Source organism: Amycolatopsis sp. VC5-11, from assembly GCF_037034185.1.
GTDB classification, from domain to species: Bacteria; Actinomycetota; Actinomycetes; order Mycobacteriales; family Pseudonocardiaceae; genus Amycolatopsis; species Amycolatopsis nivea.
On sequence record NZ_JBAGKF010000003.1, the window covers coordinates 97,010 to 122,424 of the forward strand.

Consider the following 25,415-nt stretch of genomic DNA (forward strand, 5'->3'; position numbering starts at 1 on the left):
TGAATATGCTCAAGGTGACGCTCGAACTTGCAGTAGTAAGCACATCGCGCAGCGGCTTTGTCAAGGCCCGGTGAGCGGGAACGGGTCGCGGAACAGGGGTGTCCTGAATGGACCCGGGCACGACAGAGCCGCCGTCCGCGGGAGCAGCGGCGGACGGCGGGCCGGAGCCGGGTTTCAGGCGATCTGGACCGGGATTCCGGCGGCCTTGAGCGCGGCGGTGACGTCGGGATCGGCGTCGCTGTCGGTCACGACTTCGTGGACGTCGGTGATGTCGCAGATGCGGGCGAAGGCGCGGCGGCCGAGTTTCGAGCTGTCCGCCACCGCCACCACGCGGGCGGCGTTGTTGACCATGAGCCGGTTGATGTCCGCTTCGCCTTCGTGGCAGGCGAACGCGCCCGCGGCCGGGTGCAGCGCGTCCACGCCGAGGAACAGCAGGTCCAGGCTGAGCTGGCTGAGCACCAGGGTCGCCAGCGGCCCGCTCAGTTCGAAGGACTGCGGGCGGGCGACCCCTCCGGTGACGACGATCTTCATGTTCGGCCGCACCGCGAGCTCGTGGGCGATGTTGAGCGCGTTGGTCACGATGGTGAGGCCGGGGGCGTCGGCGAGGTCCGCGCGCATGGCCAGCGCCCGGGCGACGCCCGCGGTCGTGGTGCCGCCGTTGAGGCCGACCACCATGCCGTTGGACACCAGTGCCGCGGCCGCGGCGCTGATCCGCTGTTTTTCCGGGGCGTGGCGGGCGGTTTTGTACCGCAGCGGCAGGTCGTAGGCGAGGTCGTTCGCGACGGCCCCGCCGTGGGTGCGGGTGAGCAGCTGCTGTTCGGCGAGATGGTCCAGGTCGCGGCGGATCGTGGCGGCGGAGACGTTCAGCTCCGCGGCCACCTCTTCGACGTCGAGTTTCTCCCGCTTCGCCAAGAGGTCCAACAGTGTGCTCAACCGTTCATGCCGAGCCATCGGCTTGTGCTCCCTTCGACCCATTCCCTGCGCGCCCGCCGCCGCGCCATTGTTCACCCATCTGGCCGGTCGCGCTCATCCGGCCCCACCACCGGTTTTCATCCGGAAGTCGTATTCGGCGGGCAGCGGGCCAGGGGAGATCGCGTGCCACACATCGCTCATCGACGTCTCTCCCTCGCGGATCCCGGGCACGGTGAAGCCGCGCTCGTAGACCTCGCGCGCCCCTTCGAGATCGCCGAGCGCGAGCGAGGTTCGCGCCCGCAGCAACGCGAACCGGCCCTCGGCCGGCCACGGTTCGAGCATTTCCCGTGCGGCGCCGGGATCTCCGGCGGCGAGCTGCGCGGCGACGGCTTCCACGGCGAGCGGAGCCAGTTTCGGCAGCAGGTCCAGTGCCTGCCGGTAGTACTCCGCGGCGCGCGCCGGATCTTCCTGGGCGACGGCGAGGTTGCGCCACGCCCAGCCGTTCGGCTCTGCCTCAAGCGACCGGTGCCACGCGGCCTTCGCGCCGTCGCGGTCGCCTGCCGCCCAGCGCGCGATTCCCCGGTGGTACCAGGTGAGCCAGCCCTCGTCGGGCACCGCCTCCAGCAGTTCTGCCCAGTGGCGGTTGACCAGGGTGTCCGGCGGTTCGGCGGCGGGGTCGGACCGGGGCGCCACGCCGTCGAGCAAATCCAGCCACGGTTGCTGGGCCGCGCCGAGACTGTCCTCGGGATACGGCGTGCCGGGCAGTTCCGTCAGCATCCGGCGGGTTTCCAGCGCGCCCCAGCCGGATCCGGTCGCCAGGATTTCTCCGGGCGCGGCATCCGCGACCGCGCGCCATTCTCGCCAGCGCCGGTCCAATTCCTCCGCGGCGGGCAGTTCGGCGGCGACCGAGGCGAGCGCGGCGGGCCAGTCCGGTCCGTGCGCGATCTCCGGGTCGGCCGCGACCGGGCCGTAGCTTTCGAGCCAGTCCCACGCGGCGCCCGCGGGCAGCCGCAGGTGTTCGAGCTGCGTCCGCGCCAGCCCGGCCTGGATTTCGAGGTAGCCCTCCATGCCCGGGGCGAGCCATTCCTGCCACCGCCGCCCGCCCGCGGATTCGCCCCACACGAACAGTTTCCGCCCGCGCAGCCGCGCCGTGGACGCCTGCCCGAGCCCGTATCCGGCTGCGTCGACGGCGGCGATCCACGGCGGACCGTCGACCTCGAAGAAGTAGTCGGCCGCCGTCTGTGCCCGGGCGGGATAGGTGAGTTCGTCCGCGACGTCGACGAGTTCCAGCCGCCCGGAGTAGCCGTAGTGCCAGGCTCGCGCGGCCGGGGCCAGCACGCGGGTCCCGGCCGTCTGCGTCACCGCGGTGTTGGACCACCAGTACACCGGCACGTCGTGGGCGTGCGGGTTGCGGATCCGCACGCCCACGAACAGCTGCCGCGACCCGTCGGGAAGCCAGAAATCCAGCTGATACGGCAGGTCGCGGGTGCGTTCCCACTCCCAGAGCCGCAGCACCGGTTCGCCGCCGGGGCCGGGTGCTTCGGCGGCGAACATCGGCGCGCAGGTCAGCGTGGTGTGCCCGGTGCTGCCGAGGTTCCACTCGACGCCGCCGGCGAACCACGCGTCGCGCAGCGCCAGGTTCGCCGGCTGGAACACCGGGTTGCGGTACACCAGGTCCCGGCCGGTTTCCTTGTCCAGCAGCGAATGCAGCCGCCCGCCGAGCCCGGGCAGGACGGTGGCGCGCAGCCGCTCGTTCTCCAGCACGAGCGCGGGCAGCCGCTGTTCCGTCCGGTCGCGGCCGTACCCGTCCTGCATCCGGCACGGCAGCACCGTGTCCAGCCTGCCGTAGGAAAGGTTCGCCGCCAGGTCCGCGGGCAGTTCGTCCACGTTGGACACCGAAGCCGCGGGTTCGGTCCGCAGCAGCGGCGGCAGCGGGTTCTCCGGGCCGAGTTCGGCCGCCGGGAGCACGAGTTCGGTGCGGCTGATCGTGCTCATGCGTCCGGCAGCCGTTCGCCGGTGGCGGCGTCGAACAAGTGCGCCGCGCCGGTCCGCGGGGCCAGTGAGATTTCCTCGCCGCGCTTCCACGGTGCCATGCCCGGAGTACGGACGGTCAGCACCCGGTCCCCGGTCCGGCAGTAGAGGTACTGGTCGCTGCCGAGTTCCTCGACCACTTCGACGACCGCGCGGTATCCGGCGCCGCCGATGTCCCAGCCTTCCGGGCGCACGCCGACGACGATCCCCGGCCCGGTCAGCGCGGACCGCTGGGCGGGGGTGAGCGGGAGCGTGCCGTCGCCCGCCGCCGCGCCGGAACCGTCCACTGTGGTCTCGATGAGGTTCATCGCGGGGGAGCCGATGAAGCCCGCGACGAACACGTTGCGCGGCCGCTCGAACAGCCCGACCGGGGAATCGCATTGCTGCAGCACGCCGTCGCGCAGCACGGCCACCCGGTCGCCCATGGTCATCGCCTCGATCTGGTCGTGCGTGACGTACAGCGTGGTGGTGCCGAGCCGCCGTTGCAGCGAGGCGATCTGCGTGCGGGTCTGCACCCGCAGCTTGGCGTCCAGATTGGACAGCGGCTCGTCCATCAGGAACACGCTCGGCTCCCGCACGATCGCCCGGCCCATCGCCACCCGCTGCCGTTGCCCGCCGGACAGCTTCGCCGGGCGGCGGTCGAGGTATTCGGTCAGGTCCAGGGTGGTCGCGGCTTCGCGGACGCGGCGGTCCCGTTCGTCCTTCGGCATGCGCGCGAGCTTGAGGTGGAAACCGATGTTCTCCGCGACGGTCATGTGCGGGTAGAGCGCGTAGTTCTGGAACACCATCGCGATGTCCCGTTCCTTCGGCGGGAGTTCGGTGACGTCCTTGTCGCCGATGCGGATCGAGCCCTCGTCCACGCCCTCCAGCCCGGCGAGCATCCGCAGGGTGGTCGATTTGCCGCAGCCGGACGGGCCGACCAGCACGAGGAATTCGCCGTCGGCGACCTCGAGGTCGAGCCCGTCCACTGCGGGGCGTTCGACCCCGGCGTAGTAGCGGGTGGTGTCGGTGAAGCTCACGGTGGCCATCGAAGTCCTACTTTCCGGCGCCGAGGGTCAGGCCGGTGATGATCCGGCGGGCGAGCACGACGTAGAGCAGCAGCATCGGGAGCACGACGATCGCCACCCCGGCGATCAGCCCGCCGTACTCGGACTGGTAGCTCGCCGCGCCGTAGAAGGTGAACAGCGCGCGCGAGAGCGTGAAGTGGGCCTGGTCCTTGAGGAACACGATCGCCAGCAGGGTTTCGTTCCACAGCCCGATCGCGTTGAGCGTCAGCGCGGTGACCACGCCGCCGCGGGCCAGCGGCAGCACCACCGACACGAACACCCGCACCGGCGAGGCGCCGTCGAGCACCGCCGCCTCTTCGATTTCGTCGGGCAGCGACCGGAAGAACCCGGTCAGCAGGAACACCGTGAACGGGATCGACAGGGCGACGTAGAGCACGAACAGCCCGTATTGGTTGTCCAGGTGGATCTCGCTGAACGCGACGAAAAGCGGGATGATCACGGTCTGGAACGGCACCCCCATGCCGATCGCGACGCCGTTGGTCAGCACGCCCGAACCGCGCACCCCGAGCCGGGTGAGCGCGTATGCGCACGGGGCGGAGACCGCGACCGTGGCGATCGTCGCCAGCCCGACGAGGACCACTGTGGACAGTACGGCGTCGCCGAATCCGGCGTTGTTCCAGGCGTAGACGAAATTCCGGAACGGCTTGCCGACGTGAAACCATTGGTACGGCAGGGCGAACGGCTTGGTGAAGATCTCCACCGGGGTCTTGAACGACGCGGTGATCAGCCAGTACAGCACCAGCAGGTTGCCCGCGGTGAACAGCCACACGAGCACGGAGCCGAGCAGCCGCAGCGGGCTGAGCCTGCGGCTGCCGGGAGCCGGGCGGGGACGGCGCGGCGGGGTGCGGCGGGGCTTGCCCGGGGCGGAGCCGCGCGGCGGTGCTTCCGTGACGGTCACAGGGTCTCCTTCAGAACTGGATGGCGTCACGGCGCATCAACCGGCGCAGGAGGACGACGAGGATCGAGACGAGCGCGATCATCGCGACCGCGCAGGCGCAGGCCGCGCCGAAGTCCGGCGTGCCGTTCGAGCCGAAGGTCCGGTCGAACACGTAGATGCCGAGCGTCCACGCCCGGTTCGGCGGCGCGTAGGTGCCCGGCCCGGCGAGCACGAAGACGAGTTCGAAGATCTTGAGCGCGTTGATCGTCCACAGCACCCCGGCCACGCCCACCACGTCCCAGGTGAGCGGGAGCGTGATGGAGCGGAACTTCTGCCAGGGCGAGGCCCCGCCCAGGTCCGCGTCCTCGTAGAGGTACGGCGGGATCTGGTCGACCGCGGCCATCAGGATGGTGATGTAGAAGCCGGAACTGGCCCAGATCAGCGACGCGGTCACGACGCCGGTCACGTTCTCCGGCGCGAGGAACTTCGCCGCGTCCGCGCCGAGGTGCTCCAGCACGTAGTTGGCGAGCCCCTGTTTGCCCGGCTGGTACTTGAACACGAAGCCGAGGAACATGCCGAGCGCGACCGGGGCGACGATGTTCGGGAAGAACAGGATCGCCCGCACGATCTTCCCGCCGCGCATGTCCCGCAGCACCATGGTGAACAGGAACGCGAGCAGGAAAGTGCCGATGCCGCCGAGGAAGACGTAGATCAGCGTGTTGCCGAAGGCGTAGCGGAACGCGTCGCTCTGCCACATCCGCACGTAGTTCCCGACGCCCTGCGGCCGCGGCGTGTCGCCCGCGCCGGACCAGCTGGTGAAGCTGAGCACCACGGTCGCGATCGTCGGCAGCACCAGGAACGCGAGGTAGAGCGCCAGCGCGGGGGCGGCGAACGGCCAGAACAGCTTGCGTTTGCGGCTCAGGTGCGGCCCGAGCGCGGGCCGCCGCCCGGCCCGGGCCGCCTCCGTGACAGTCGCCATCAGTGCTGGTTCTTCCAGAAGGCGGCGGACTTCTGCGCGAGCTGCGCCACGAACGCCTCCGGGGTCAGCTGTCCCTTGAGCAGCGCGGTGTCGGCGGGGTCGAACACGTCGGTCTGCCATTTGCCGCCGGCGATCGCGTCGATGCCGTCGTACTGCAGCACGTGCTCCTTCTTCTGGTCGTCCATCACGGTCTTGACCGGCTTCAGGTCGTCCGGCACCGCGAGGTCGGGCCGGGGCACCAGGTTGTCGGCCACCGCGGGGATGCCGGCGAGGTTGCCCTTGTTGAGGAAGTAGGCGATGAACGCCTTGGCCGCGTCGGCGTTCTTGGCCTTCTTGGGCACGGCGAAGCCGATCGACATCTGCTCCACGGTGTCGTGCGTGGCGCCGGGCGGCATCGGGAACTGGAACGAGCCGTAGTCGATCTTCGTGCCCGCGCCCTGTTTGTCCAGGTATTCGCGGGTTTCGCTGGGCGCCCAGGTGCCGACGTACAGGAACCGCGCGTCGCCGTCCGCCCAGCGCTGCTGGATCTGCGGGAACTTGGCCGCGTCCCAGCCGTCGATGAAGTACTTCGAGATCCGCGCGGTCTGCGCGGCGGCCTCGCGGAACCCGGGCACGTCGGTCCACGCGCGGCCGGTCGGGTCCTGCGCCGCCTTCGCCAGCCCGCCCGCGCCGACGTAGCGTTCGGCCAGCTGGGTGAAGTAGTACATGTTGTAGAACGGGATGTCGCCGTCCTGGCTGACCGCCGCCTTGCCGTCCGCCTTCGCCTTGTCGAACAGGCCGATCAGCTCGTCGACGGTCTTCGGGGCGGCGACGGCGCCCGCCGTCGCCTTGTCGTACCACCAGGCGCTGGACTGGATCTCGTACGGCACGAGGAAGCTGTGCCCCTCGTGGTCTTTGTTCTGCGGGAAGTCGTACGAGGTGGGGGAGAGGACGTCCTTGACCGTCTTGTCGCCTTCGCCGATCTTCATGCCGTACACGTCGTCGAGGCTCTGCGTGCCGCCCGGGGTCATGATCGCCGCGCCGACCTTGCTGACGTCCTGGTCGAACAGGTCGGGCACGGTGCCGGTGTTGAGCGCCGGGACCAGGTTCTGGGTGTAGGCCTTGCGGCCGAGCCACTGCACGTCGACCTTCACGCCGGTCTTGTCCTGGAAGCACTTCAGGGCTTTTTGCAGCACCTTGCCCTGCGGCTCGTCCGCGGTCCACATGGACCAGTACACGAGCTGCCCGCCGCCGGCCGGTTTCGCCGCCGGCTCCGGACAGGGCGAGGAAAGGAACTCGGCCGCGCCGGGGAGCGCGTTCTCCCCGGCGCCGCCGCCCGCCGCGTCGCCGCTGCCGCACCCGGCGAGCAGCAGCGTCGCCGCTAAGGTCGAGCCCACGAGCTTGTGAAACCGCATCAGCCACCACCTGATCGAGGTCGAAGACCACACACTCAGTGCGTGTTGCTGCGCATTTTTGGCGCTTACCAATCACTTGTCAACATTTTCCCTCAGGTTCGCGGTGGCATCGTGATCCTGTGGCGGAGACGGCCTGGCCTGCTCGAAGCAGGTCGAATGGCGGGTTGACAGTGCACAATCGATCACTAAAGCTGTGTGAACTTGTTCGTTCTTGTCGGTTGTTGATGCCGATCGCCTGCGAGGAACCGAGCCATGCCACGCTTCCGCACTTCGTTGACCGCCGGTGCGGTCCTGGCCCTCACCGCCGGGACCTGCACCGTGCCCCCGGCCGCGCACGCCGACCCCGGCTACTCCGTGTCGGTCGGGGCCGTCGCCGAGTACCCGTACCCGACGGACACCCCGGCCGCCCCGTTCCTGGACCGGGACGGGACCTTCCATTTCCAGCAGTCCGCCGCCCTCTACGGCAAGGACGGCCCGCGGGTCTGGGACTTCTACACCGGCAAGGACTTCGACTCGGCCAAGCGCGACGCGAGCCTGAGCGACGCGGTGAACCCGGCCGAGCCGCGCGACCGCAACAACGACACGACCTGGCGGTGCAACACGAGCCCGACCGGACGCGAGGCGACCGACCCGCCCGCCGGGTCCAGCTACACCCAGAAGAACTTCTGCGATCTCGTCGGCGCCTGGGTCGATCCGGATACCGGTGACTGGTACGGCTTGGTGCACAACGAGTTCACCCCCGAACCCTTCGGCGCCTATTCGTTCTCCCACTACGACGCGATCGACTGGGCGGTGTCGGCCGACCGGGGCCGCACCTGGCGGATCGGCGGGCACGCGATCACGTCGCCGTACTCGACGAAACGCGGCGACACGGCGGCGTTCCCGAACCAGACGTTCGACTACGGCGACGGCGATCCGCGGCTGTTCGCCGATCCGAAGTCCGGCTATTTCTACGTCTATTACGGCTCCCGCGTCGTGACGAAGGCCGGTCAGGGCGGCGGCGGGTTCAGCGGCCTCGCGCACGTGGCCCGCGCGCCGATGTCCGGGAAGATGGGCACCGGAACGTGGCAGAAGTGGTACGACGGCCGATGGGCGCAGCCGGGGGTCGGCGGCAAGGAAAGCAACCTCGTGCCCACGGACGTCGACCCGCTCGGCTACACGCCGCCGGAGAAGGATTACAACCCGGCGAACACCGGCACCGCCGCCCAGCAGGTAGCTGCTGGAACGCTGCCGCGGAAATCCGACCTGTTCGTCATGAACATCGCCTACGACGCGCACCTCGGGCTGTACATCGGCGAGCCGGAGGCGGTCGATTCGGTCGGGCCGCAGCGGTTCTACGCGACCGAGGACCTGGCGAACCCGAAATGGCGGCTGATCGGCGACACCGGTTCGTACCGGGACCAGTCGTGGTACCGCTGGTTCGTCGACTCGGGGAGCAAGACCACCGGGACGATCGTGGGCAAGACCTTCCGGTCGTATTGCTCGATCTCGTGCACGGACGGCCGCGACGGCGTCTACGCCGACGTGACCATCACGTCCGCCGCACCGGCCGCGTCCCTGGTCGACCCGGGCCGCGTCTACCGGATCGGCTCCGGTCGCGTGCTCGCCCAGTCGGGCCGCACCGGCACCACGTCCGTGCCCTCGTGGCTGGCCGGCGATGGAGCGAACTGGCGGTTCACCCCGGTCGGAGACGGTTCCTACCGCATCACCAACGCCGCGAGCGGTCTGGCACTGGGAGTTCCGGGCCGTGCCTGGGGGACCGCGCCGACCGTGAGCGCCGGTTCTGGCGTTGCCCAGCAATGGTTCCTGGTCCCGGCGAACGGCGGGACACGGCTGGTCAACCGCTCCAGCGGGCTGGTGCTGGCGCTTTCGGCCGAGCCGGGACGGCGGAGCGAGACCACGCCGGTGCGCGCTTGGACCGACCGCACCGGCAGCCTGGTCGGCGACGGCCGGACCGCGGGCGAGCAGATTCTGCAGCTGACGCCGCGCCGCTGACTTCATCCGCCTGTCCGTGAAGGGCTCCTTGAAGGAATCTGATTCCCGCAAGGAGCCCTTCACGGACGGTCAGGCGATCGCGACAGTGAAAACGTGCAGCGCCGAGTTCGACGGCAGGGTGACCGCGACGGCCCGTTTGCCCGGGTCGAGCGGGACGGAGTTCGCGAACACCCGGTAGGCCACCGTCGGATAGGCCGGACCGGACTTCGTGTTCTTGCCCTGCACCGAGGCGACCGTGGTCGCGCCGTACTGGGCCGGGTCGGCGCAGCACCAGTTCGGGAAGCCGAGTTCGGCCTGGCTCGTGCTGCCGTCGGCGTACCGGACGACGACCTGGCCCTTCGCGGCGGATCCGGTCCCGGTGCCGGTCAGGACCAGCTTGGCGCCGCTGCCCTGCACGGCGACGGTCTGGCCGCCCGCGACGACATTGTCCGGCTTCCCGGCACCGGCGTCGGGCCAGGTCGCCTGAGCGCCGTCCGCGGTGAACTGCGCTCCCGGTTTCAAGCCCGCTTCGGCGAGACCCTCCGCGCGGAAGCTGCTGCCGCTGCCGTCGAGGTCGCCGTTCGCGGCGTGTGCCGCGTCAGTGACCCCGACGTTCCCGTACGCCGCGGCCACCGTCGCGTACGGCACCGTGACCATCGCTGACCCGGTCGCTTCGTGCGTGCTCAGCCGGGCCTGGTACTTCGCGGTGGCGGTCAGCTCGTAGTCCGCCGGACGCAGACCCGCGTCCGGGGTGAGCCGCACCGGCACCTGCACTGTCTGCCCCGGCCACACGAGCGGCGGAGCCTGCGATGCCTCGGCGTGGAAACCGTTGGCCTGCACGGACAATGCCACGTCACGCACCGGCAGCGGGGTGCTGTTGGTGAAGCTGACAGTGGCCGACACAGCCTGGCCCGGCGCGGCCGTCGCGGGAGCGGAAAGCCGCACCGAGGCGTTGTCGTCGGCGGGGAAGAACCCGCCGACGGCGCTCGCCCCGAGCAGCCGGATGTCCTGAGCGGCACCGGAATCGACCGAGCCGGTCTTCACCCGCACCACGCCGCGCGCGGACGGGTCGTACCACCAGCCGGACGGGGCTTGGTCCAGCTCCGCCTTGCTGGCGTACTGCCGCAGCATGCCGTGGCCGCCCAGCACCGCCGCCGGTTTCGTTCCCGTGTGGACGGACAGCTGGTAGTTCCGCGCCGCCGGTTTGCCGGGATAGGACCCGGCGCTCGCGCCGATCCCGACGGTCACCGTGCCCGGACCGGACCCCGGCGCGTCCACCGTGAACGTCTGCCGGGCCTGCTCGCCGCGCTGGTAGCCGCGCGTGACGCCGTCGTCCTCCGTGAGGGTGAAGCTGCTCTTGCCCTGCGGGTACACGTCGACGTCCAGCCGGCTCTTGTCGCGGGTCTGCCAGGACGTCGTGCCCTCCGCCCACATCGGCACGACAGCGCCGCCGCGGACGAACAACGGCAGCTTGTCCAGCGGCGCGTCGTAACCGTCCACAGTGGTCGGACCGGTGTAGGTCTTGCCGCTCCAGTAGTCCGTCCAGGTGCCCTTGGGCAGGTAGATGCCGTTGCGCACGGACGAACTGTCGTAGACCGGGGCGACCAGGAAGTCCGTGCCGGAGAGGAATTCGTACTTCGCCTTGTCGGTCCAGGCGTTCGGGTCGTCGGGATACTCCAGGGCCAGCGGCCGGACCTGGCCGACGCCGGTCTGGTGCGCCTGCACCGAGTAGCTGTAGGTGTAGGGCAGCAGCCGTTCCTTGAGCAGCAGGTACTTGCGGTTGATCGAGGTGAAGGGCTCGCCCTGGCGCCAGGGCTGCTTGTCCGACTTCGCCCAGCCGTCCATGGTCATCGCGACCGGGAGGAAGGACTTCCACTGCAGGTCGCGGACGTAGGTCTGCGGGCTGCCGCCGAAGATGCCGTCGATGTCGCCGGTGTTGTAGGCGATGCCGGACAGCGTCGAACCGGCGTAAGTCGGGATCTGCCACTTGATGTAGTCGTAGGAGCCGGACTGGTCTCCGCTCCAGAGCACGCCGCATCGTTGCGCGCCCGCCCAGCTCACCGGCTGCCAGACGAACCCGCGCGCGTCGCTGTTGTCCTCGATGCCCTTGTGCGCGGTGTCGCACGCGTCGAGGGCGAACTGGTAACCGGGGCCGACCCACGCGACGTCCAGTTTGCGCACGCGGACTCCGGCCTTGACCTCCTCGGCCTGGTTGGGCACGCCGTTCTCGGTCCACAGACCGAGCTGCATCTTGTTGTCCCGCAAGCCTTCGCCGGTCTGCTGGAGGTTTTCGTAGCCGCAGCCGTAGCCGTCGTTGACCAGCATCCAGCCGTTGGGCATGCCGTGTTCGGGATAGCCCTCGGCGACCTTCACCGCGTCGAGGGTGTGCCGCTCGCCGCGGTTCGCGTTGTGCAGGTAGCAGTCGGAATCGCCGGTCTCCAGGCCGTAAATGGGCGGGAGGAAGGGTTTGCCGACCAGGTCGGTGTAGCCGGAGATGACGTCCTTGAGCCCGTCGCCGACGACGTAGGTGGCGTCGAAGCGGCGCTCGTCGTGGGTCGTGCGGACCGGATCGGCGAACGAGTAGCTGCCCGGGGAGAAGGTGTTGCGCAGCACGCCGTACCCGGCCGTCGAGGCGTAGAACGGCTGGGAGTTGGGCGCGCCGCCGTCGTTCCAGTTGTCGTCGGCGAAAATCTTGATGGTCTGGTCGCGGTGGCTGAACCGGCCGTTCTGCTCCCCGCCCCCGACGTACTGTTCGGCGGCGCCGCGGGCGAGCGTCTGCGTGGTGGTGTCCCCGGTCCAGGACAGCGGCGCGGACTCGGCCCAGAGCTGCTTGCGGTCCGCGCCGTCGTAGAGGGCGAACTTCAACGGGTGCTTGTAGGCACGGAGCGTGGCCTTGCCGGTGCCGATGGCCCAGTAGGCGCCTCGGTCGGTGCGCTTCGGCGGCACGGGCGCTTTGCCGTTCGGCAGCACGATCTTGCTGCCCGCCGGATCGGTGAAGGTCCCGTCCGGCGCGAGCCAGACCCGGACGGCGGCCGCCGAGGGGAAGCTGACCCGGACGGCCGCGGCGCCCGCGGTCAGGGTGGTCACCGGGCCGTCGGCGGAGACGCCGGTCAGGTCGCCGAGCTGCCCGGCGGGGGCGGTGGCGGCGTGGGCGGAGGCGGGGGTCGCGACGGCCAGCAGAACCAGCACTGAGGCCAGACATCGCAGCGATTGCTTAAATCTGCTCATTGCATACCTCTCTTGCGCATTAAAATGCACATGGCGCTTCTGTATAGCGCACTCAGGCAGCGAAAGTCACCGGCCGAAGCGGTGGAGCAGACTTCCGTCGGTATCGAGGTCCGGGGGTGCCCGCCTGGCCGGATCCGGTGGGCGGCAGGCAGATCCGCGCGGTGCCGCTTTCCGGCACCGCGTTCAGCCTGACCCTAACCTCCCGGTTTCCCTTACCCGGCCAGCAACCGGAGCAGCCGCGCCGTCTCCGCCGCCACCGCGGAACGGCCGAGCCGTACGTACTTGCGCGGGTCGACCGCCTCGGGCTGTTCGTCCAGGAACTGCCGGACCGCGCCGGTGAACAGCCCGTTGAGGTGCGTCGAGATGTTGATTTTCGCCATCCCGGCAGCCACCGCGCCGCGCAGTTCGTCGTCGGAAAGCCCAGAGGATCCGTGCAGCACCAAGGGAACCGGGACGGCGTCCCGCAGCCGCGTCACCAGCCCGCGGTCGACCGCGGCGGTGCGCGACAGCATCGCGTGCGACGTGCCGACCGCCACGGCCAGCGCGTCGACCCCGGTGGCGGCGACGAACTCCGCCGCCTCGTCCGGATCGGTGCGGGCACCCGGCGAGTGCACGCCGTCCTTGCCGCCGACCTCGCCCAGCTCGGCCTCCACCGCGACTCCCGCCGCGTGGCAGAGGTCCGCCACCTCGCGGGTGCTGCACACATTGTCCGCATAGGACAGTCGCGAACCGTCGTACATCACGCTGTGCACGCCCAGTTCGATGCCTTCGCGGACCAGCCCGGTGTCCTCGATGTGGTCGAGATGCACGAGCACCTCCACCGACGCCCGGCGCGCGATCTCCAGCGACGCCGCGGTGATCGGGGCCAGCCCGCCGTGATAGGTCACGCAGTTCTCGCTGATCTGCAGGATCACCGGCAATCGCGCCTGTTCGGCTCCGGAGACGATGGCCTCGGCGTGCTCCAGCAGGATCACGTTGAACGCGCCCACCGCGCCGCCCCGGTCCTGGGCCGAGGCGAGCAACCGGGCGAAGGCGGGACGGGTGATCATGCGGACGCTCCGTTCAGGAATCGGCGGTACGCGGACAGATCGATCTCTCCGGCGACCGGACGCAACACCGCGGCCGCACCGGCCGCGGCGGCCTGGCGCAGCGCCTCGTCCAGTGGCAGCCCGCGCACGAGCGCCGCGGCCAGTCCGGCAGTCGCCGCGTCCCCGGCACCGGTGGGGTTGCCGCGCACACCGGGCACGCCAGGAACCGAGATGACCTCGGCCCCGGTGTAGGCGGCGATGCCGTCCTCACCGCGTGACACCACAACCAGCCCGGCCCCGAGCCTGGACAACTCGGCGGCACCCGAGGCTGCATCGACGGCACCGGTGGCGGACAGGAGTTCCTCTCGATTCGGCTTAACATCGGCCCCGGCCCGCGCGGCGGCCAGCAACGCGGGCCCGGACGAATCGACCAGTGCCCGGACCCCGGCTTCCCGGGCCAGCCGAACCCAGTCGCCGACCAGTTCCGGTGCGGCGTTCCGGGGCAGGGAACCGGAAATCACGAGCAGCTCCGCGTCCCGCAGCCGGGTGGCGAGTAACGCCGCGAACCGTTCCCATTCGGCGGCGGACAGTTGAGGCCCCGGCTCGGCGTACACCGTGGGATGTCCGTCGCCGATGACCGTGACCGTCGACCGGGTCTCGGCTTCGCACGCAATCGCGTCGAACGGAACCGCCAGCGCCGAGCCGAGCCAGCGTCCCGCGTCGCCGTCGAGCGGGAGCACTGCGTGCACGGGAATGTCCAGTGCCGCAAGGACATGGGCGACATTCACGCCTTTGCCGCCAGCGCGCCGCTGCACGTCGAGCACCCGGTTCGTGCCGCCGAGGATGTGGGCGCCGACCCGGTAGGTGATGTCGACCGCGGGGTTGGGCGTGGCGACGATGATCATGGCAGTGCCAACAACGTCGCACCCACCACAGCGGCCCGATCCCCGTGGTGCGCCTGGACAATCGCAGGCGCGCGCAGCGCCCCGAGCCGATGCGCGACCTCGCGGGCGAGCGGGTCGAGCAGCAGGGCACCCGCCTCGGCGAGGCCTCCGCCGACGACCACGGTGGTGCAGCCGGCCACGGCGGTCGCCCAGGCGATCGGCTCCGCGAGCGCGCGGACGCACTCCTCCCACGCCTCGACCGCCGCCGGGTCTCCGTCGCGAACCCGTGCGGCGACAGCGGCCGCGTCCGAGGCTCTGGCTCGGCGCGCGAGTCCGGACGCCGACGCGACCTCCTCGACGCGCCGGCCGTCGGGCAGTCGGATCTGGCCGACTTCGCCTGCCCACGGGCCCGCGTCGAGCACCTCGCCGCGCACCACCAGCGCGGTCGCGAAGCCGGTGCCGACCGGGGCGAACAGCACCGGTCCCGAGTCGCCGGCCGCCGCTCCGGTGCGGGCTTCGGCGAGCGCACCCGCGCGGACGTCCTGCCCGAACGCGAGCGGGACGTCGAGGCGAGCGGAGACGAGGTCGTGGACCGGGACGTCGTCCCAGCCGAGATTGACCGCCTTCACGCACCGTCCGGCGCGTTCGTCCACGATCCCCGGGACCACCAGCCCCACCGCCTCGACCGGATAGCGCGCGGCGGCCCGGGCCACCAGGTCGGCGAGCGCCGCGGGGTCGCCGAACGGGGTCGGTTCGCGCCATTCTGCGGACACGGAACGGCCGTCGGTCACGCGCATCTTCACGGTCGTGCCGCCGACGTCGACGCCGAGGACGGCCATCAGGCGAGGATGACCGAACGGGTCAGCGACCGCGGCCGATCGGGATCGAGCCCGCGCCGCCGCGCGAGCGCCACCGCGAACCGCTGCGCCACGACCAGCCCGGCGAGCGGGTCGAGGTCGTGGTGCACGAACCGGGCCCCGGTGCGGGCGATCTCGGCGGCCAGCCCGTCCGGGGTCTCGCCGAACGACCACACGAGCCTGCCGGGCTGCGCGATGGCGATCGGGCCGTGCCGGTAGTCCATCGCGGGATAGGCCTCGGCCCAGAACTGCGCCGCTTCCCGGGTTTTGAGCGCGGCCTCGCAACTGATGCCGACCGCGGCCGCGCGCCCGATGAAGGTGACCTGTTCGGCGTCGAGCAGATCGTCGACCGGTTCCAGCAGCGCGCGTTCAGCCTGCCGCGCCAGCTCGTCGATGTCGTCGCCGAGGCCAGCGCGCAGCAGCGCGAGCGTGCTCGTGGCGAAGCGGGTCTGCACCACCGAACGTTCGTCGGCGAACGGCAGCTCGACCACTTCCGCCGCGACCGAGGCCGCCGGCCCGTCGCCCACCGCGGTGATCAGCGTGGTGGGCTGCCCAGCCAGCGCGGAGAGCAGTTCGATGATTTCGGTCGTGGTGCCGGACCGGGAGATCGCGACCACCCGGTCGTACTCCCGGCCGGCCGGGTACTCGGACCCGGCGAACGCGTCGGTGACGCCGAGGCCCCGCTGCTCCCGCATGGCGGCGTAGCTCATCGCGACGAACCAGCTGGTGCCGCATCCGACGACGGCCACCCGCTCGCCAGGCTGCGGCAGCACTCGGGCGGCGGGCCCGGCGCAGTCCGCGGCGGCGCGCCACATCTGCGGCTGGGAGGCCAGTTCGGCGGCCACGAAGGAACCCGGGGCGGAAAGCGCACCGGCCGCATCGGACTCGGAGGACACGGAGGACTCGGAGGAGAACGACTCGGGGGAGGACGGCTCTGACATGAAGGCCCTTCGGTCCGTGAACTGAGCGCGGCCCTCAGTGTAGACGATCGTTTCTGCTTGAAGTGAGCGATTTGCATCATCTTCAATCATCACGGATGGGCTGTTGTGAGCGTCCGAACGTCGCGGAGCGGCAACGCGGCTACGAGCGCTGCCTGGTTCGGCCATAACAGGTGCAGAACGTAAAAAGCGCGAGCGGTGAAGGACGGGTGTCCCTCACCGCTCGCGCAGTCAGTTCAGGTGGAGCGGCTACGTCACCAGCCGCGCTCGGCGAGGCGGTGCGGCTCCGGCACGTCCTCGACGTTAATGCCGACCATGGCTTCGCCGAGCCCGCGCGAAACCTTCGCCAGCACGTCCGGGTCGTCGTGGAACGTCGTGGCCTTCACGATCGCTTCCGCGCGCTGCGCCGGGTTGCCGGACTTGAAGATGCCCGAACCCACGAACACGCCCTCCGCGCCGAGCTGCATCATCATCGCGGCGTCGGCCGGGGTGGCGATGCCGCCCGCGGTGAACAGCACGACCGGGAGCTTGCCCGCCTCAGCCACCTCGCGGACCAGCTCGTACGGCGCCTGCAGTTCCTTGGCCGCGACGAACAGCTCGTCCTCGGGCAGGGACTGCAGGCGGCGGATCTCGCCGCGGATCTTGCGCATGTGCGTGGTCGCGTTCGAGACGTCGCCGGTGCCGGCCTCGCCCTTCGAGCGGATCATCGCCGCGCCCTCGGTGATGCGGCGGAGCGCTTCGCCGAGGTTGGTCGCGCCGCAGACGAAGGGCACGGTGAACGCCCACTTGTCGATGTGGTTCGCGTAGTCGGCGGGGGTGAGCACCTCGGACTCGTCGATGTAGTCGACGCCGAGCGACTGCAGCACCTGCGCCTCGACGAAGTGCCCGATCCGCGCCTTCGCCATGACCGGGATCGACACCGCTTCGATGATGCCGTCGATGAGGTCCGGGTCGCTCATCCGGGCGACGCCGCCCTGGGCGCGGATGTCCGCGGGGACGCGCTCCAGCGCCATGACGGCGACCGCGCCCGCGTCCTCGGCGATCTTGGCCTGGTCGGCGGTCACGACGTCCATGATCACGCCGCCCTTGAGCATCTCCGCCATGCCGCGCTTGACCTTCGCGGTGCCGGTGACGGTCTGGGGTTCGGCGTTCTGCTGCTGCGACACCTTGCGGGCCTTTCTCGGGGGAGCTGAATGGGTCTTCTCCTCCAGCGTAAGACGACGGTGGACCGCTGAGGCAGGCCATTGCGCGGCTATCTCGGAAGGCCACTTTCCGCGCCGAAAGATCCACTTGGGCTCGGTCACTTTTCCGCCGGGAAGCGTTGACCTGGGGCTTCCGGAACGGCCTACCATGGGAGACGAGGCCGGCCCGCAGGAGAAGGGCTGCCTCGATGTCAGGGGAGACCACCTTCGAGGTGGCCACTGGCGACAGATTTCAGCAGTCCACTTCACGTCGGCCCGGGACCGGCCGCCGGAGCGCTCCGCGAGTGGGCGGCGGCCCCGGTGCTGCCCGCCTGACCTGCCCGGTTGCGTTCCGGGCGGCCCCCCTAAGCTGATGCGAACGTCTCACGGGAGGTCGGGTGGCGACAGCTACGGGAGCACGGCCGGCGGTCGGCGTGCTCGCCCTGCAAGGCGCCGTGCGCGAGCACGTCGCGATGCTGGAGAGCGCGGGGGCGCGCGCGGTTCCGGTGCGCCGCCCGTCCGAGCTGTCCCAAGTGGACGGCCTGGTGCTGCCGGGCGGGGAGTCCACCACGATGTCGCGGCTGCTCGAGACCTTCGAGCTGCTCGAACCGCTGCGCGAGCGGATCGCCGACGGCCTGCCCGCGTTCGGCTCGTGCGCCGGGATGATCCTGCTGGCCCGCCAGGTGCTCGACGGGCGCCCGGACCAGCAGCAGCTCGGCGGGCTCGACGTCGTCGTGCGCCGCAACGCGTTCGGCAGGCAGGTCGACTCCTTCGAGGCCGACCTCCCGTTCGCCGGGCTGCCCGGCGGGCCGCTGCACGCGGTGTTCATCCGGGCCCCGTGGGTCGAGAAGGCGGGAGCCGGGGTCGAGGTGCTGGCCACCGTGCCGGACCCGGAGGACCCGCCGGACGGGCCGAGGGCGGATAGGATCGTCGCCGTCCGGCAGGGGGCGGTGGTGGCCACGGCGTTCCACCCGGAGATCACCCGGGACGAGCGCGTGCACCGGCTGTTCGTCGAGCTCGTGCGGAAAGCCTGAGCAAGGATTGCGGCGGCCGCGCCGGGAGGCACGCGGCTGCGGGAACAGATGGAGGAAAGATGAGCGGCCACTCCAAGTGGGCCACGACGAAGCACAAGAAGGCGAACCTCGACGCCAAGCGGGGCAAGCTCTTCGCGCGGCTGATCAAGAACATCGAGGTCGCCGCCCGCACCGGGACCGGGGGAGGGGACCCGGACGGCAACCCCACGCTGTACGACGCCATCCAGAAGGCGAAGAAGAACTCCGTCCCGCAGGACAACATCGAGCGCGCGCGCAAGCGCGGCGCCGGCGAGGAGGCGGGCGGCGCCGACTGGCAGAACATCACGTACGAGGGCTACGGCCCGAACGGCGTGGCGGTGCTGATCGAGTGCCTCACCGACAACAAGAACCGCGCCGCGATGGAGGTCCGCACCGCGCTCACGCGCAACAACGGCTCGCTCGCCGACCCGGGTTCGGTCGCCTACATGTTCAACCGCAAGGGCGTCGTGATCATGCCCAAGGCGGACGCGACCGAGGACGACGTCCTCATGGCGGTCCTCGACGCGGGCGCCGAGGAGGTCAACGACCTCGACGAGAGCTTCGAGATCGTCTCCGAGGGCACCGACCTCGTCCCGGTCCGCAAGGCGCTGCAGGAAGCCGGGTTCGAGTACGAATCGGCCGAGCTGACCTTCCTGCCGTCGGTGAGCGTGCCGCTCGACGTCGACGGCGCGAAGAAGGTCTTCAAGCTGATCGACGCGCTCGAGGACTGCGACGACGTGCAGAACGTCTATGCCAACTTCGACGTGTCCGACGAGGTCATGGCCGAGGTGGACTGATCTCGGCGGTGGGACGGGCAACGTCTACGCGCTGTGCCGGATTCCGCGTCTCCGTCGAGGTCATGGCCGAGGTGGACTGATGTCGGCGGTGGGACGGGCAACGTCTACGCGCTGTGCCGGATTCCGCGTCTCCGTCGAGGTCATGGCCGAGGTGGACTGATCCAATCGCACGCGACACGGCCGCGCTCCCGGCACTCCGGGGGCGCGGCCGTTTTCGTGCAAGGTTTCCCTTGCCGCGCAACGGAAACCGCGAAAATCCTTGGCGCAGGCGGAAAATGACCGGCGCGGGGACTGGGCTCGGGCGCGCGGGTGGGGCAGAATGTCCGCCGTGACGACCTCCGCCCTCACCGAGCAAGAGCAGAGCCTCATCGCCTGGATCGAGACCCAGGCAAGGGAACGGGGCAACGCGGTCATCGCCGTGCCCGCCGACGACCAAGGGGCCGGCTACTGCTTCACCGCGTGCGCGTGGGCGTTGCACAACGTGCCCGAAGCGGTCGTGATCGGGCTGCCCGACCACATGGCCCCGGTGCTGCTCGACGCGTACGTCGACCGCTCCGCCAACGGCGAGATCTTCGAGGTCGGCAAACGCTACGACGATTTCTTCGAGGGCGCGCCGGTGATCTTCGAGCGCGTCGCGAAAGGCCACTACCCGGAGTACTTCGGGTCCGCGTTCCTCGTCTACCCGGACGGCGACTTCCCGGCGCTGCAGATGATCGTCGCGACGCCGGACGGGCACTTCCCGTGGCACGCCGACGCGCCCGAGGGCTTCGCCGAATGGCAGCCGGTGCTCACCGAAAGCGGCGACCCGGAGAGCTGGACCCCCGGCGTCGACGGCCCCTGACCGCGGCTCCCGGCTAGCCCAGCGCGGCCAGGTCGTCGGCGGCGTCCGGAAAGCGCTCGGCCAGCGTCGCCGGATCGGCGAACTCCACGCAGTCGTCGGTGTAAGGCGGCACCACCACGGTGCCCAGCAGGCTCCACGCGCCCAGCGACACCGTGGCCTGCCATGTCCCCGCGGGCACCACCACCTGCGGGCGCTCCCCGGCGGCCACGTCGCTGCCCAGTACCGGGCGCGTCACCTCGCCGTCCGGATGCAGCAGGAGCATCCGCGCTGGCGAACCGGCGTGGTGCACGAACACCTCGACCCGGTCGAGCCGGTGCGGCGCGGAGATCTCGGGCGCGGTGAGCAGGTAGTAGATCGCCGAACCTTCGGGGGCGCGCCAGCTTTCCGCGAACCGGCCGCCCTCCACCGGCAACGGTTCCAGCCCCAGGTGCTTGACGTAGTCCTCCGGTCCCGGCATGGCCCCATCGTGCGCACGGAGCGGATCCGGCGTCCACCTCGGCCGCCGTTTTCGCGTGTCCGTCCGCCGGGCCGCGCTCGGCGACCGTTAGCCTGCATCTCGAACTAATGTTCGCGCGGGCGAAGGAGAAACGGTGCGGGTGCTCGGGGTCGACCCCGGTCTGACCAGGTGCGGCCTCGGCGTGGTCGACGGCGGCAAGGGCCGGTCGGTGCGCCCGGTCGCGGTCGGGGTCGTGCGCACGCCCGCCGACCAGGATCTCGCGCAGCGGCTGCTCGGCGTCGCCGACGAGGTGGAGCGCTGGCTCGACAAGTACCGGCCCGAAGCGGTTGCCGTCGAGCGGGTGTTCGCGCAGCACAACGTCCGCACCGCGATGGGCACCGCGCAGGCGGGCGGGGTCGTGGCGCTGTCGGCGGCGCGGCGCGGGCTGCCGGTCGTCTTCCACACGCCCAGCGAGGTCAAGGCCGCCGTCACCGGGTCCGGCCGCGCGGACAAAGCACAGGTCACCACCATGGTGATGCGGCTGCTCGGGCTCGAGGTCAAACCGCATCCGGCGGACGCGGCCGACGCGCTCGCGCTCGCCATCTGCCACCTCTGGCGCGAGCCGATGCGGGTCCGGCTCGCCGAGGCCGAGGCCCGCGCGGCCGAACTGGTCCGCGCGCACAAGGCGCGGCTCGCGGCCGCGGCCAAGGCGGCCGGAACCACCACGAAGCAGAACGAAACAGGAGCACGACGATGATCTCCTCGGTACGCGGCGAAGTGCTGTCCGTCGGGCTCGACCACGTGGTGGTCGAGGTCGGCGGCGTCGGCCTCGCCGTGCAGGCCACCCCGGCGACGCTGGCCACGCTGCGCCGCGGCGAGCAGACGCGGCTGCACACCGCGCTGGTCGTGCGCGAGGACTCGCTGACCCTCTTCGGGTTCGCCGAGGAGGACGCGCGCGAGCTGTTCGGCCTGCTCCAGACGGTGTCCGGGATCGGGCCGCGGCTCGCGCTGGCGACGCTGGCCGTGCTGGAGCCGGACAAGCTGCGCGCGGCGCTCGTCGAAGGCAACATCACCGTGCTCACCCAGGTCCCCGGCATCGGCCGCAAGGGAGCCGAACGGCTCAGCCTCGAACTGCGGGACAAGGTCACCGCGCTCGGCGGCGCCGCCGACGCCCCGGTGGTGACCGCGCCCGGCGCGCTGCGCGGCGAGGTGGTCGAAGCGCTGGCCGGGCTCGGGTTCCCGGCCAAACAAGCCGAACAGGCGGTGGACAAGGTGCTGTCCGAGGGCGACGGGCACACCACGTCGTCGGTGCTGCGCGCGGCGCTGGCCGCGCTGGGCCGCAAGCGGTAGCCGCCGATGAACCACGAAGTCACCGAGTTCGACACCGGCGGGTACGAGGCGGACGACGAAACCCTGTCCGCGCTCGCCCAGACCGGCGAACGCGACCTGGAAACCTCGCTCCGGCCGCGCAAACTGGACGAGTTCGTCGGCCAGGAACGCGTCCGCGAGCAGCTGGAGCTGGTGCTGGAGAGCGCCCGGCGGCGCGACGTCCCGCCCGACCACGTGCTGCTGTCCGGCCCTCCCGGCCTCGGCAAGACGAGCATGGCGATGATCGTCGCCGCCGAACTGGGCGCGGCCATCCGGATCACCTCCGGGCCCGCCCTGGAACGCGCGGGCGACCTGGCCGCGATGCTGTCCAACCTCGCGCCCGGCGACGTCCTGTTCATCGACGAGATCCACCGCATCGCCCGGCCCGCCGAGGAGATGCTGTACCTCGCGATGGAGGACTTCCGGGTCGACGTCGTCGTCGGCAAGGGGCCGGGGGCGACCAGCATCCCGCTGGAGATCGCGCCGTTCACGCTGGTCGGGGCCACCACCCGGTCCGGATCGCTGACCGGCCCGCTGCGCGACCGGTTCGGCTTCACCGGCCAGATGGAGTTCTACTCCGCGGCCGAGCTGGAACTGGTCGTCCGCCGCGCGGCGACCATCCTCGGCATCGAGATCGACCGCGACGGCTGCGCCGAGATCGCCGGCCGTTCGCGCGGCACCCCGCGCATCGCCAACCGGCTGCTGCGCCGGGTCCGCGACTACGCCGAGGTGCGTGCCGACGGCAAGGTGACGCTGGAGGTCGCGCAGGCCGCGCTGAAGGTCTACGACGTCGACGAGCTGGGCCTGGACCGGCTGGACCGGGCCGTGCTCGGCGCGCTGACCCGCTCGTTCGGCGGGGGACCGGTGGGCATTTCGACGCTCGCGGTCGCCGTCGGCGAGGAGGCCACCACCGTCGAGGAGGTGTGCGAGCCTTACCTGGTCCGGGCCGGTATGCTCGCCCGCACTCCGCGCGGCCGGGTCGCGACCGCGGCCGCGTGGCACCACCTCGGGCTCGTGCCGCCGCCGGAAGCGGGACGTCCCGAGGCGGGCGGTCCGACGCTGTTCGACCAGGCCTGACAAGGGCGGACAGCGGCCCGGGTGGTGGCGTTTCCGCCGGTACCTGGCACACTCGAACACAGCACATCCGTCGAAACCGGACGCGGGCAGCCGAGAAAGGCGTCCGTCGAGGAGAGTCATGAACCAGTTACTGCTGCCGTTGCTGCTGCTGCTCGTGGTGGCCGTGCCGCTCGTCATGGGCACCCGCAAGCAGAAGAAGCAGCAGGCGGCTCAGCAGGAGATGCAGAACAGCATCGCCCCGGGCGACCGCGTGATGACCACGTCGGGCCTGTACGGCACGGTCGCCGACACGAGCAGCGAGACCACGATCGACATCGAGATCGCGCCGGGCGTCGTCACCACCTGGCTGCGGCTCGCGGTGCGCGAGAAGGTCGAGCCGGTCGTCGAGACCGAGGAGAACGAGGACTCGGCCGAGACCGAGACCGCGGGCATCGAGTCGGCCGCGCCTGCCGCGTCGTCTTCGGAGGCCCCGGCCCAGGAGTCGATCTCCGCCGAGGAGAAGCAGACCTCCGGTGCGCAGGTGGCGCCCCCGCTCGAGCACGGGAAGAAGTAGCCCCCGGGCTTCACCGGGCAGTGATCCGCCCACAGCCTACGAAAGTCGGTACGGGCGAACGCCGGGCTCACGCAGCACCGAGTACTGTCTCGGTGCTGCGTGCGTGTCCGCCGTCATAGTTCACGCCCAGCCGCGTCCGGGGGACCCCCTTCCGGCTCGCGCACCCGAACCACTTGGGGTCCATCCAGTCCGTGCCAGTTCGAGGAGACCGAAGCACAGTGGCACCATCGGCCGGGCATCTCCGCCCGGGACGCTATCTCGCCTTCTTCGCCCTGATCGTGGTCGTGCTGTACGCCTTGGTGTTCTTCACCGGCAGCGGCAAAGCGACGCCGAAACTCGGCATCGACCTCCAGGGCGGCACCCGGGTCACGCTCACCGCGCGCACGCCCGACGGCGGCCAGCCCACCCGCGACTCGCTGAACCAGGCGCGCCAGATCATCGAGACCCGCGTCAACGGGATCGGCGTCGGCGGCACCGAGGTGGTGCTCGACGGCAACAACATCGTGATCACCGTGCCGGGCGAGCAGGGCGACGAGGCGAAGAACCTGGGCCGGACCGCCAAGCTCGGGATCCGCGAGGTGATCACCTCGGTCCCGAACACCCCGGCCGCGCCGCCCTCGGCTCCCGCCTCCGGCGCCCCGAGCGCCCCGGCGACCGCGCCGAGCAAGCCCGCCGGCGGCGGGGGAGCGGAAGGCGCCCCGGCGCAGCAGCCGCCGAGCACGACGCCGTCGGCCCCGGCCTCGGGAGCAGGCGGCCAGGACGCGGGCAAGAACCCGATCGAGCAGGCCCGCGCCGTGCGCCAGGCTCCCGCGCTGATGCCGAAGGACCCGAAGAACCAGCAGGAGGCCGCCGCCGCGCAGGCCGCGCAGCAGAAGGCGCTTGCCGCGCTCACCTGCGCGCCGAACGCCGCGGACCCGCTGGAGGGCAACGACCTGCCGAACCAGCCGCTGGTCACCTGCGGCGACAAGGACGCCACCAAGTACGTGCTCGGCCCGGAGATCATCCCCGGCACCGAGATCGCCAACGCCAACTCCGGCTACGACCAGCAGCGCGGCCAGTGGATCGTCGACCTGAGCTTCAAGAGCGCGGGCGGCAAGACCTGGGGCGACTTCACGTCGGCCAACATCGGCAAGCAGGCGGCGTTCGTGCTCGACACGGACGTGGTGTCCGCGCCGACCGTGCAGAACGCCATCCTCGGCGGCAACACGCAGATCACCGGCAAGTTCACCCAGACCGACGCGAAGAACCTGGCGGACATCCTCAAGTACGGTTCGCTGCCGCTGTCGTTCGACTCGTCCGACGCCACCACGGTGTCCGCGACGCTGGGCTACGCCTCGCTGCAGGCGGGCCTGATCGCCGGCGCCATCGGCCTCGCGGTCGTGTTCGTCTACTGCCTGTTCTACTACCGGCTGCTCGGCATCCTCACGATCTGGTCGCTGGTGCTGTCCGGCCTGCTCGTCTACGCGGTGCTGGTGCTGCTCGGCCGGTGGATCGGGTACACGCTCGACCTCGCGGGCGTCGCCGGCCTGATCATCGCGATCGGCATCACCGCGGACTCGTTCGTCATCTACTTCGAACGCCTGAAAGACGAGATCCGGGAGGGCCGGACGTTCCGGTCCGCGGTGCCGCGCGGCTGGGCGAGGGCGCGGCGCACGATCCTGGCCTCGGACGCGGTCAGCTTCCTCGCCGCCGCGATCCTGTACATCATCGCGGTCGGCGACGTGCAGGGCTTCGCGTTCACCCTCGGCATGTCGACGGTGCTCGACCTGGTGGTCGTCTACCTGGTCACGCATCCGCTCGTGGCGATGGTGTCGACCTCGAAGTCGAAGTTCCTGTCCAACCCCCGGAATCTCGGCCTCGGCGCCGTCCAGAAGCTCGGCGCGCAGCGCAAGTCCACGCGCCCCGCTCCTGGCCGCCGCGCGAACGTGAAGGAGGCCTGAC

At 70.7% G+C, this 25,415-nt stretch carries 22 protein-coding genes; 9 read left to right on the forward strand and 13 right to left on the reverse strand.

From position 1 onward, the window contains the following. Positions 1-174: 174 nt before the first annotated feature. The 6 genes from WA670_RS11950 to WA670_RS11975 form a co-directional block, all read right to left on the reverse strand. Entirely contained in the window at positions 175-951 is a 777-nt protein-coding gene (locus WA670_RS11950) for a DeoR/GlpR family DNA-binding transcription regulator (RefSeq protein WP_043835871.1), read from the reverse strand. 75 nt (positions 952-1,026) lie between these two features. Then, a complete protein-coding gene (locus tag WA670_RS11955) occupies positions 1,027-2,907 on the reverse strand; it encodes a DUF5107 domain-containing protein (RefSeq protein WP_336157723.1) in 1,881 nt (626 codons plus the stop codon). After that, positions 2,904-3,971 carry an ABC transporter ATP-binding protein gene (locus WA670_RS11960; RefSeq protein WP_134661817.1) on the reverse strand — a complete coding sequence of 356 codons (1,068 nt, stop codon included), beginning with the start codon at positions 3,969-3,971 and terminating at the stop codon, positions 2,904-2,906. The genes WA670_RS11955 and WA670_RS11960 overlap by 4 nt, the downstream gene beginning before the upstream one ends. Before the next feature lie 7 nt (positions 3,972-3,978). Next, complete coding sequence (locus tag WA670_RS11965) at positions 3,979-4,908, reverse strand: carbohydrate ABC transporter permease (RefSeq protein ID WP_037811268.1); 930 nt, start codon at positions 4,906-4,908, stop codon at positions 3,979-3,981. A 10-nt stretch (positions 4,909-4,918) separates the two neighbouring features. Continuing rightward, positions 4,919-5,866 (reverse strand): carbohydrate ABC transporter permease, encoded by a 948-nt coding sequence (locus tag WA670_RS11970; RefSeq protein WP_037811270.1) that lies wholly within the window; start codon positions 5,864-5,866, stop codon positions 4,919-4,921. Then, positions 5,866-7,260 (reverse strand): ABC transporter substrate-binding protein, encoded by a 1,395-nt coding sequence (locus WA670_RS11975; protein WP_037811272.1) that lies wholly within the window; start codon positions 7,258-7,260, stop codon positions 5,866-5,868. Before WA670_RS11975 ends, WA670_RS11970 begins: the two co-directional genes overlap by 1 nt. A 252-nt stretch (positions 7,261-7,512) precedes the next feature. Between WA670_RS11975 and WA670_RS11980 the strand changes: the two genes are divergently transcribed. Beyond that, the gene (locus WA670_RS11980; protein ID WP_336157724.1) at positions 7,513-9,255 is read left to right on the forward strand and encodes an RICIN domain-containing protein; all 1,743 of its coding nucleotides are present in this window, start codon (positions 7,513-7,515) and stop codon (positions 9,253-9,255) included. Positions 9,256-9,324: 69 nt separating this feature from the next. On the opposite strand, the gene WA670_RS11985 is transcribed toward WA670_RS11980, so the two are convergent. The 6 genes from WA670_RS11985 to pdxS all read right to left on the reverse strand — a co-directional run bounded on the left by WA670_RS11985 (position 9,325) and on the right by pdxS (position 17,335). Further along, the gene (locus WA670_RS11985) at positions 9,325-12,462 is read right to left on the reverse strand and encodes a TIM-barrel domain-containing protein (protein WP_336157725.1); all 3,138 of its coding nucleotides are present in this window, start codon (positions 12,460-12,462) and stop codon (positions 9,325-9,327) included. A gap of 212 nt (positions 12,463-12,674) precedes the next feature. Next, entirely contained in the window at positions 12,675-13,511 is an 837-nt protein-coding gene (locus tag WA670_RS11990; protein ID WP_037811274.1) for a class II fructose-bisphosphate aldolase, read from the reverse strand. After that, a complete protein-coding gene (locus WA670_RS11995) occupies positions 13,508-14,395 on the reverse strand; it encodes a 1-phosphofructokinase family hexose kinase (RefSeq protein WP_134727312.1) in 888 nt (295 codons plus the stop codon). The genes WA670_RS11990 and WA670_RS11995 overlap by 4 nt, the downstream gene beginning before the upstream one ends. Beyond that, positions 14,392-15,213, reverse strand: coding sequence for an ROK family protein (locus WA670_RS12000; protein ID WP_238605752.1), 822 nt, complete (start codon positions 15,211-15,213; stop codon positions 14,392-14,394). Before WA670_RS12000 ends, WA670_RS11995 begins: the two co-directional genes overlap by 4 nt. Then, on the reverse strand, positions 15,213-16,046 hold the full coding sequence (locus tag WA670_RS12005; protein WP_238608326.1) for an SIS domain-containing protein: 834 nt from the start codon (positions 16,044-16,046) through the stop codon (positions 15,213-15,215). Before WA670_RS12005 ends, WA670_RS12000 begins: the two co-directional genes overlap by 1 nt. A 377-nt stretch (positions 16,047-16,423) precedes the next feature. Continuing rightward, the gene (gene pdxS, locus WA670_RS12010; RefSeq protein ID WP_037811282.1) at positions 16,424-17,335 is read right to left on the reverse strand and encodes a pyridoxal 5'-phosphate synthase lyase subunit PdxS; all 912 of its coding nucleotides are present in this window, start codon (positions 17,333-17,335) and stop codon (positions 16,424-16,426) included. A 413-nt stretch (positions 17,336-17,748) separates the two neighbouring features. On the opposite strand from pdxS, the gene pdxT reads away from it, so the two are divergent. From pdxT to WA670_RS12025, 3 genes are all read left to right on the forward strand, one after another. Beyond that, a complete protein-coding gene (gene pdxT, locus WA670_RS12015) occupies positions 17,749-18,384 on the forward strand; it encodes a pyridoxal 5'-phosphate synthase glutaminase subunit PdxT (RefSeq protein ID WP_336157726.1) in 636 nt (211 codons plus the stop codon). Positions 18,385-18,443: 59 nt separating this feature from the next. After that, a complete protein-coding gene (locus WA670_RS12020; protein WP_037811285.1) occupies positions 18,444-19,199 on the forward strand; it encodes a YebC/PmpR family DNA-binding transcriptional regulator in 756 nt (251 codons plus the stop codon). Between the two features lie 319 nt (positions 19,200-19,518). Continuing rightward, a complete protein-coding gene (locus WA670_RS12025) occupies positions 19,519-20,040 on the forward strand; it encodes a DUF4262 domain-containing protein (protein ID WP_037811286.1) in 522 nt (173 codons plus the stop codon). Between the two features lie 13 nt (positions 20,041-20,053). On the opposite strand, the gene WA670_RS12030 is transcribed toward WA670_RS12025, so the two are convergent. Further along, the gene (locus WA670_RS12030; protein WP_134661809.1) at positions 20,054-20,497 is read right to left on the reverse strand and encodes a cupin domain-containing protein; all 444 of its coding nucleotides are present in this window, start codon (positions 20,495-20,497) and stop codon (positions 20,054-20,056) included. A 133-nt stretch (positions 20,498-20,630) separates the two neighbouring features. Between WA670_RS12030 and ruvC the strand changes: the two genes are divergently transcribed. The 5 genes from ruvC (at position 20,631) to secD (ending at position 25,414) form a co-directional block, all read left to right on the forward strand. Continuing rightward, the gene (ruvC, locus tag WA670_RS12035) at positions 20,631-21,233 is read left to right on the forward strand and encodes a crossover junction endodeoxyribonuclease RuvC (RefSeq protein WP_037811289.1); all 603 of its coding nucleotides are present in this window, start codon (positions 20,631-20,633) and stop codon (positions 21,231-21,233) included. Continuing rightward, positions 21,230-21,826 carry a Holliday junction branch migration protein RuvA gene (gene ruvA / locus WA670_RS12040; protein ID WP_037811291.1) on the forward strand — a complete coding sequence of 199 codons (597 nt, stop codon included), beginning with the start codon at positions 21,230-21,232 and terminating at the stop codon, positions 21,824-21,826. Before ruvC ends, ruvA begins: the two co-directional genes overlap by 4 nt. A 6-nt stretch (positions 21,827-21,832) precedes the next feature. Continuing rightward, a complete protein-coding gene (gene ruvB / locus WA670_RS12045) occupies positions 21,833-22,921 on the forward strand; it encodes a Holliday junction branch migration DNA helicase RuvB (protein WP_051728840.1) in 1,089 nt (362 codons plus the stop codon). A 118-nt stretch (positions 22,922-23,039) separates the two neighbouring features. Beyond that, positions 23,040-23,474, forward strand: coding sequence for a preprotein translocase subunit YajC (gene yajC / locus WA670_RS12050; RefSeq protein WP_167756704.1), 435 nt, complete (start codon positions 23,040-23,042; stop codon positions 23,472-23,474). Positions 23,475-23,692: 218 nt separating this feature from the next. Further along, entirely contained in the window at positions 23,693-25,414 is a 1,722-nt protein-coding gene (gene secD / locus WA670_RS12055) for a protein translocase subunit SecD (protein ID WP_037811294.1), read from the forward strand. Position 25,415: the final 1 nt, after the last annotated feature.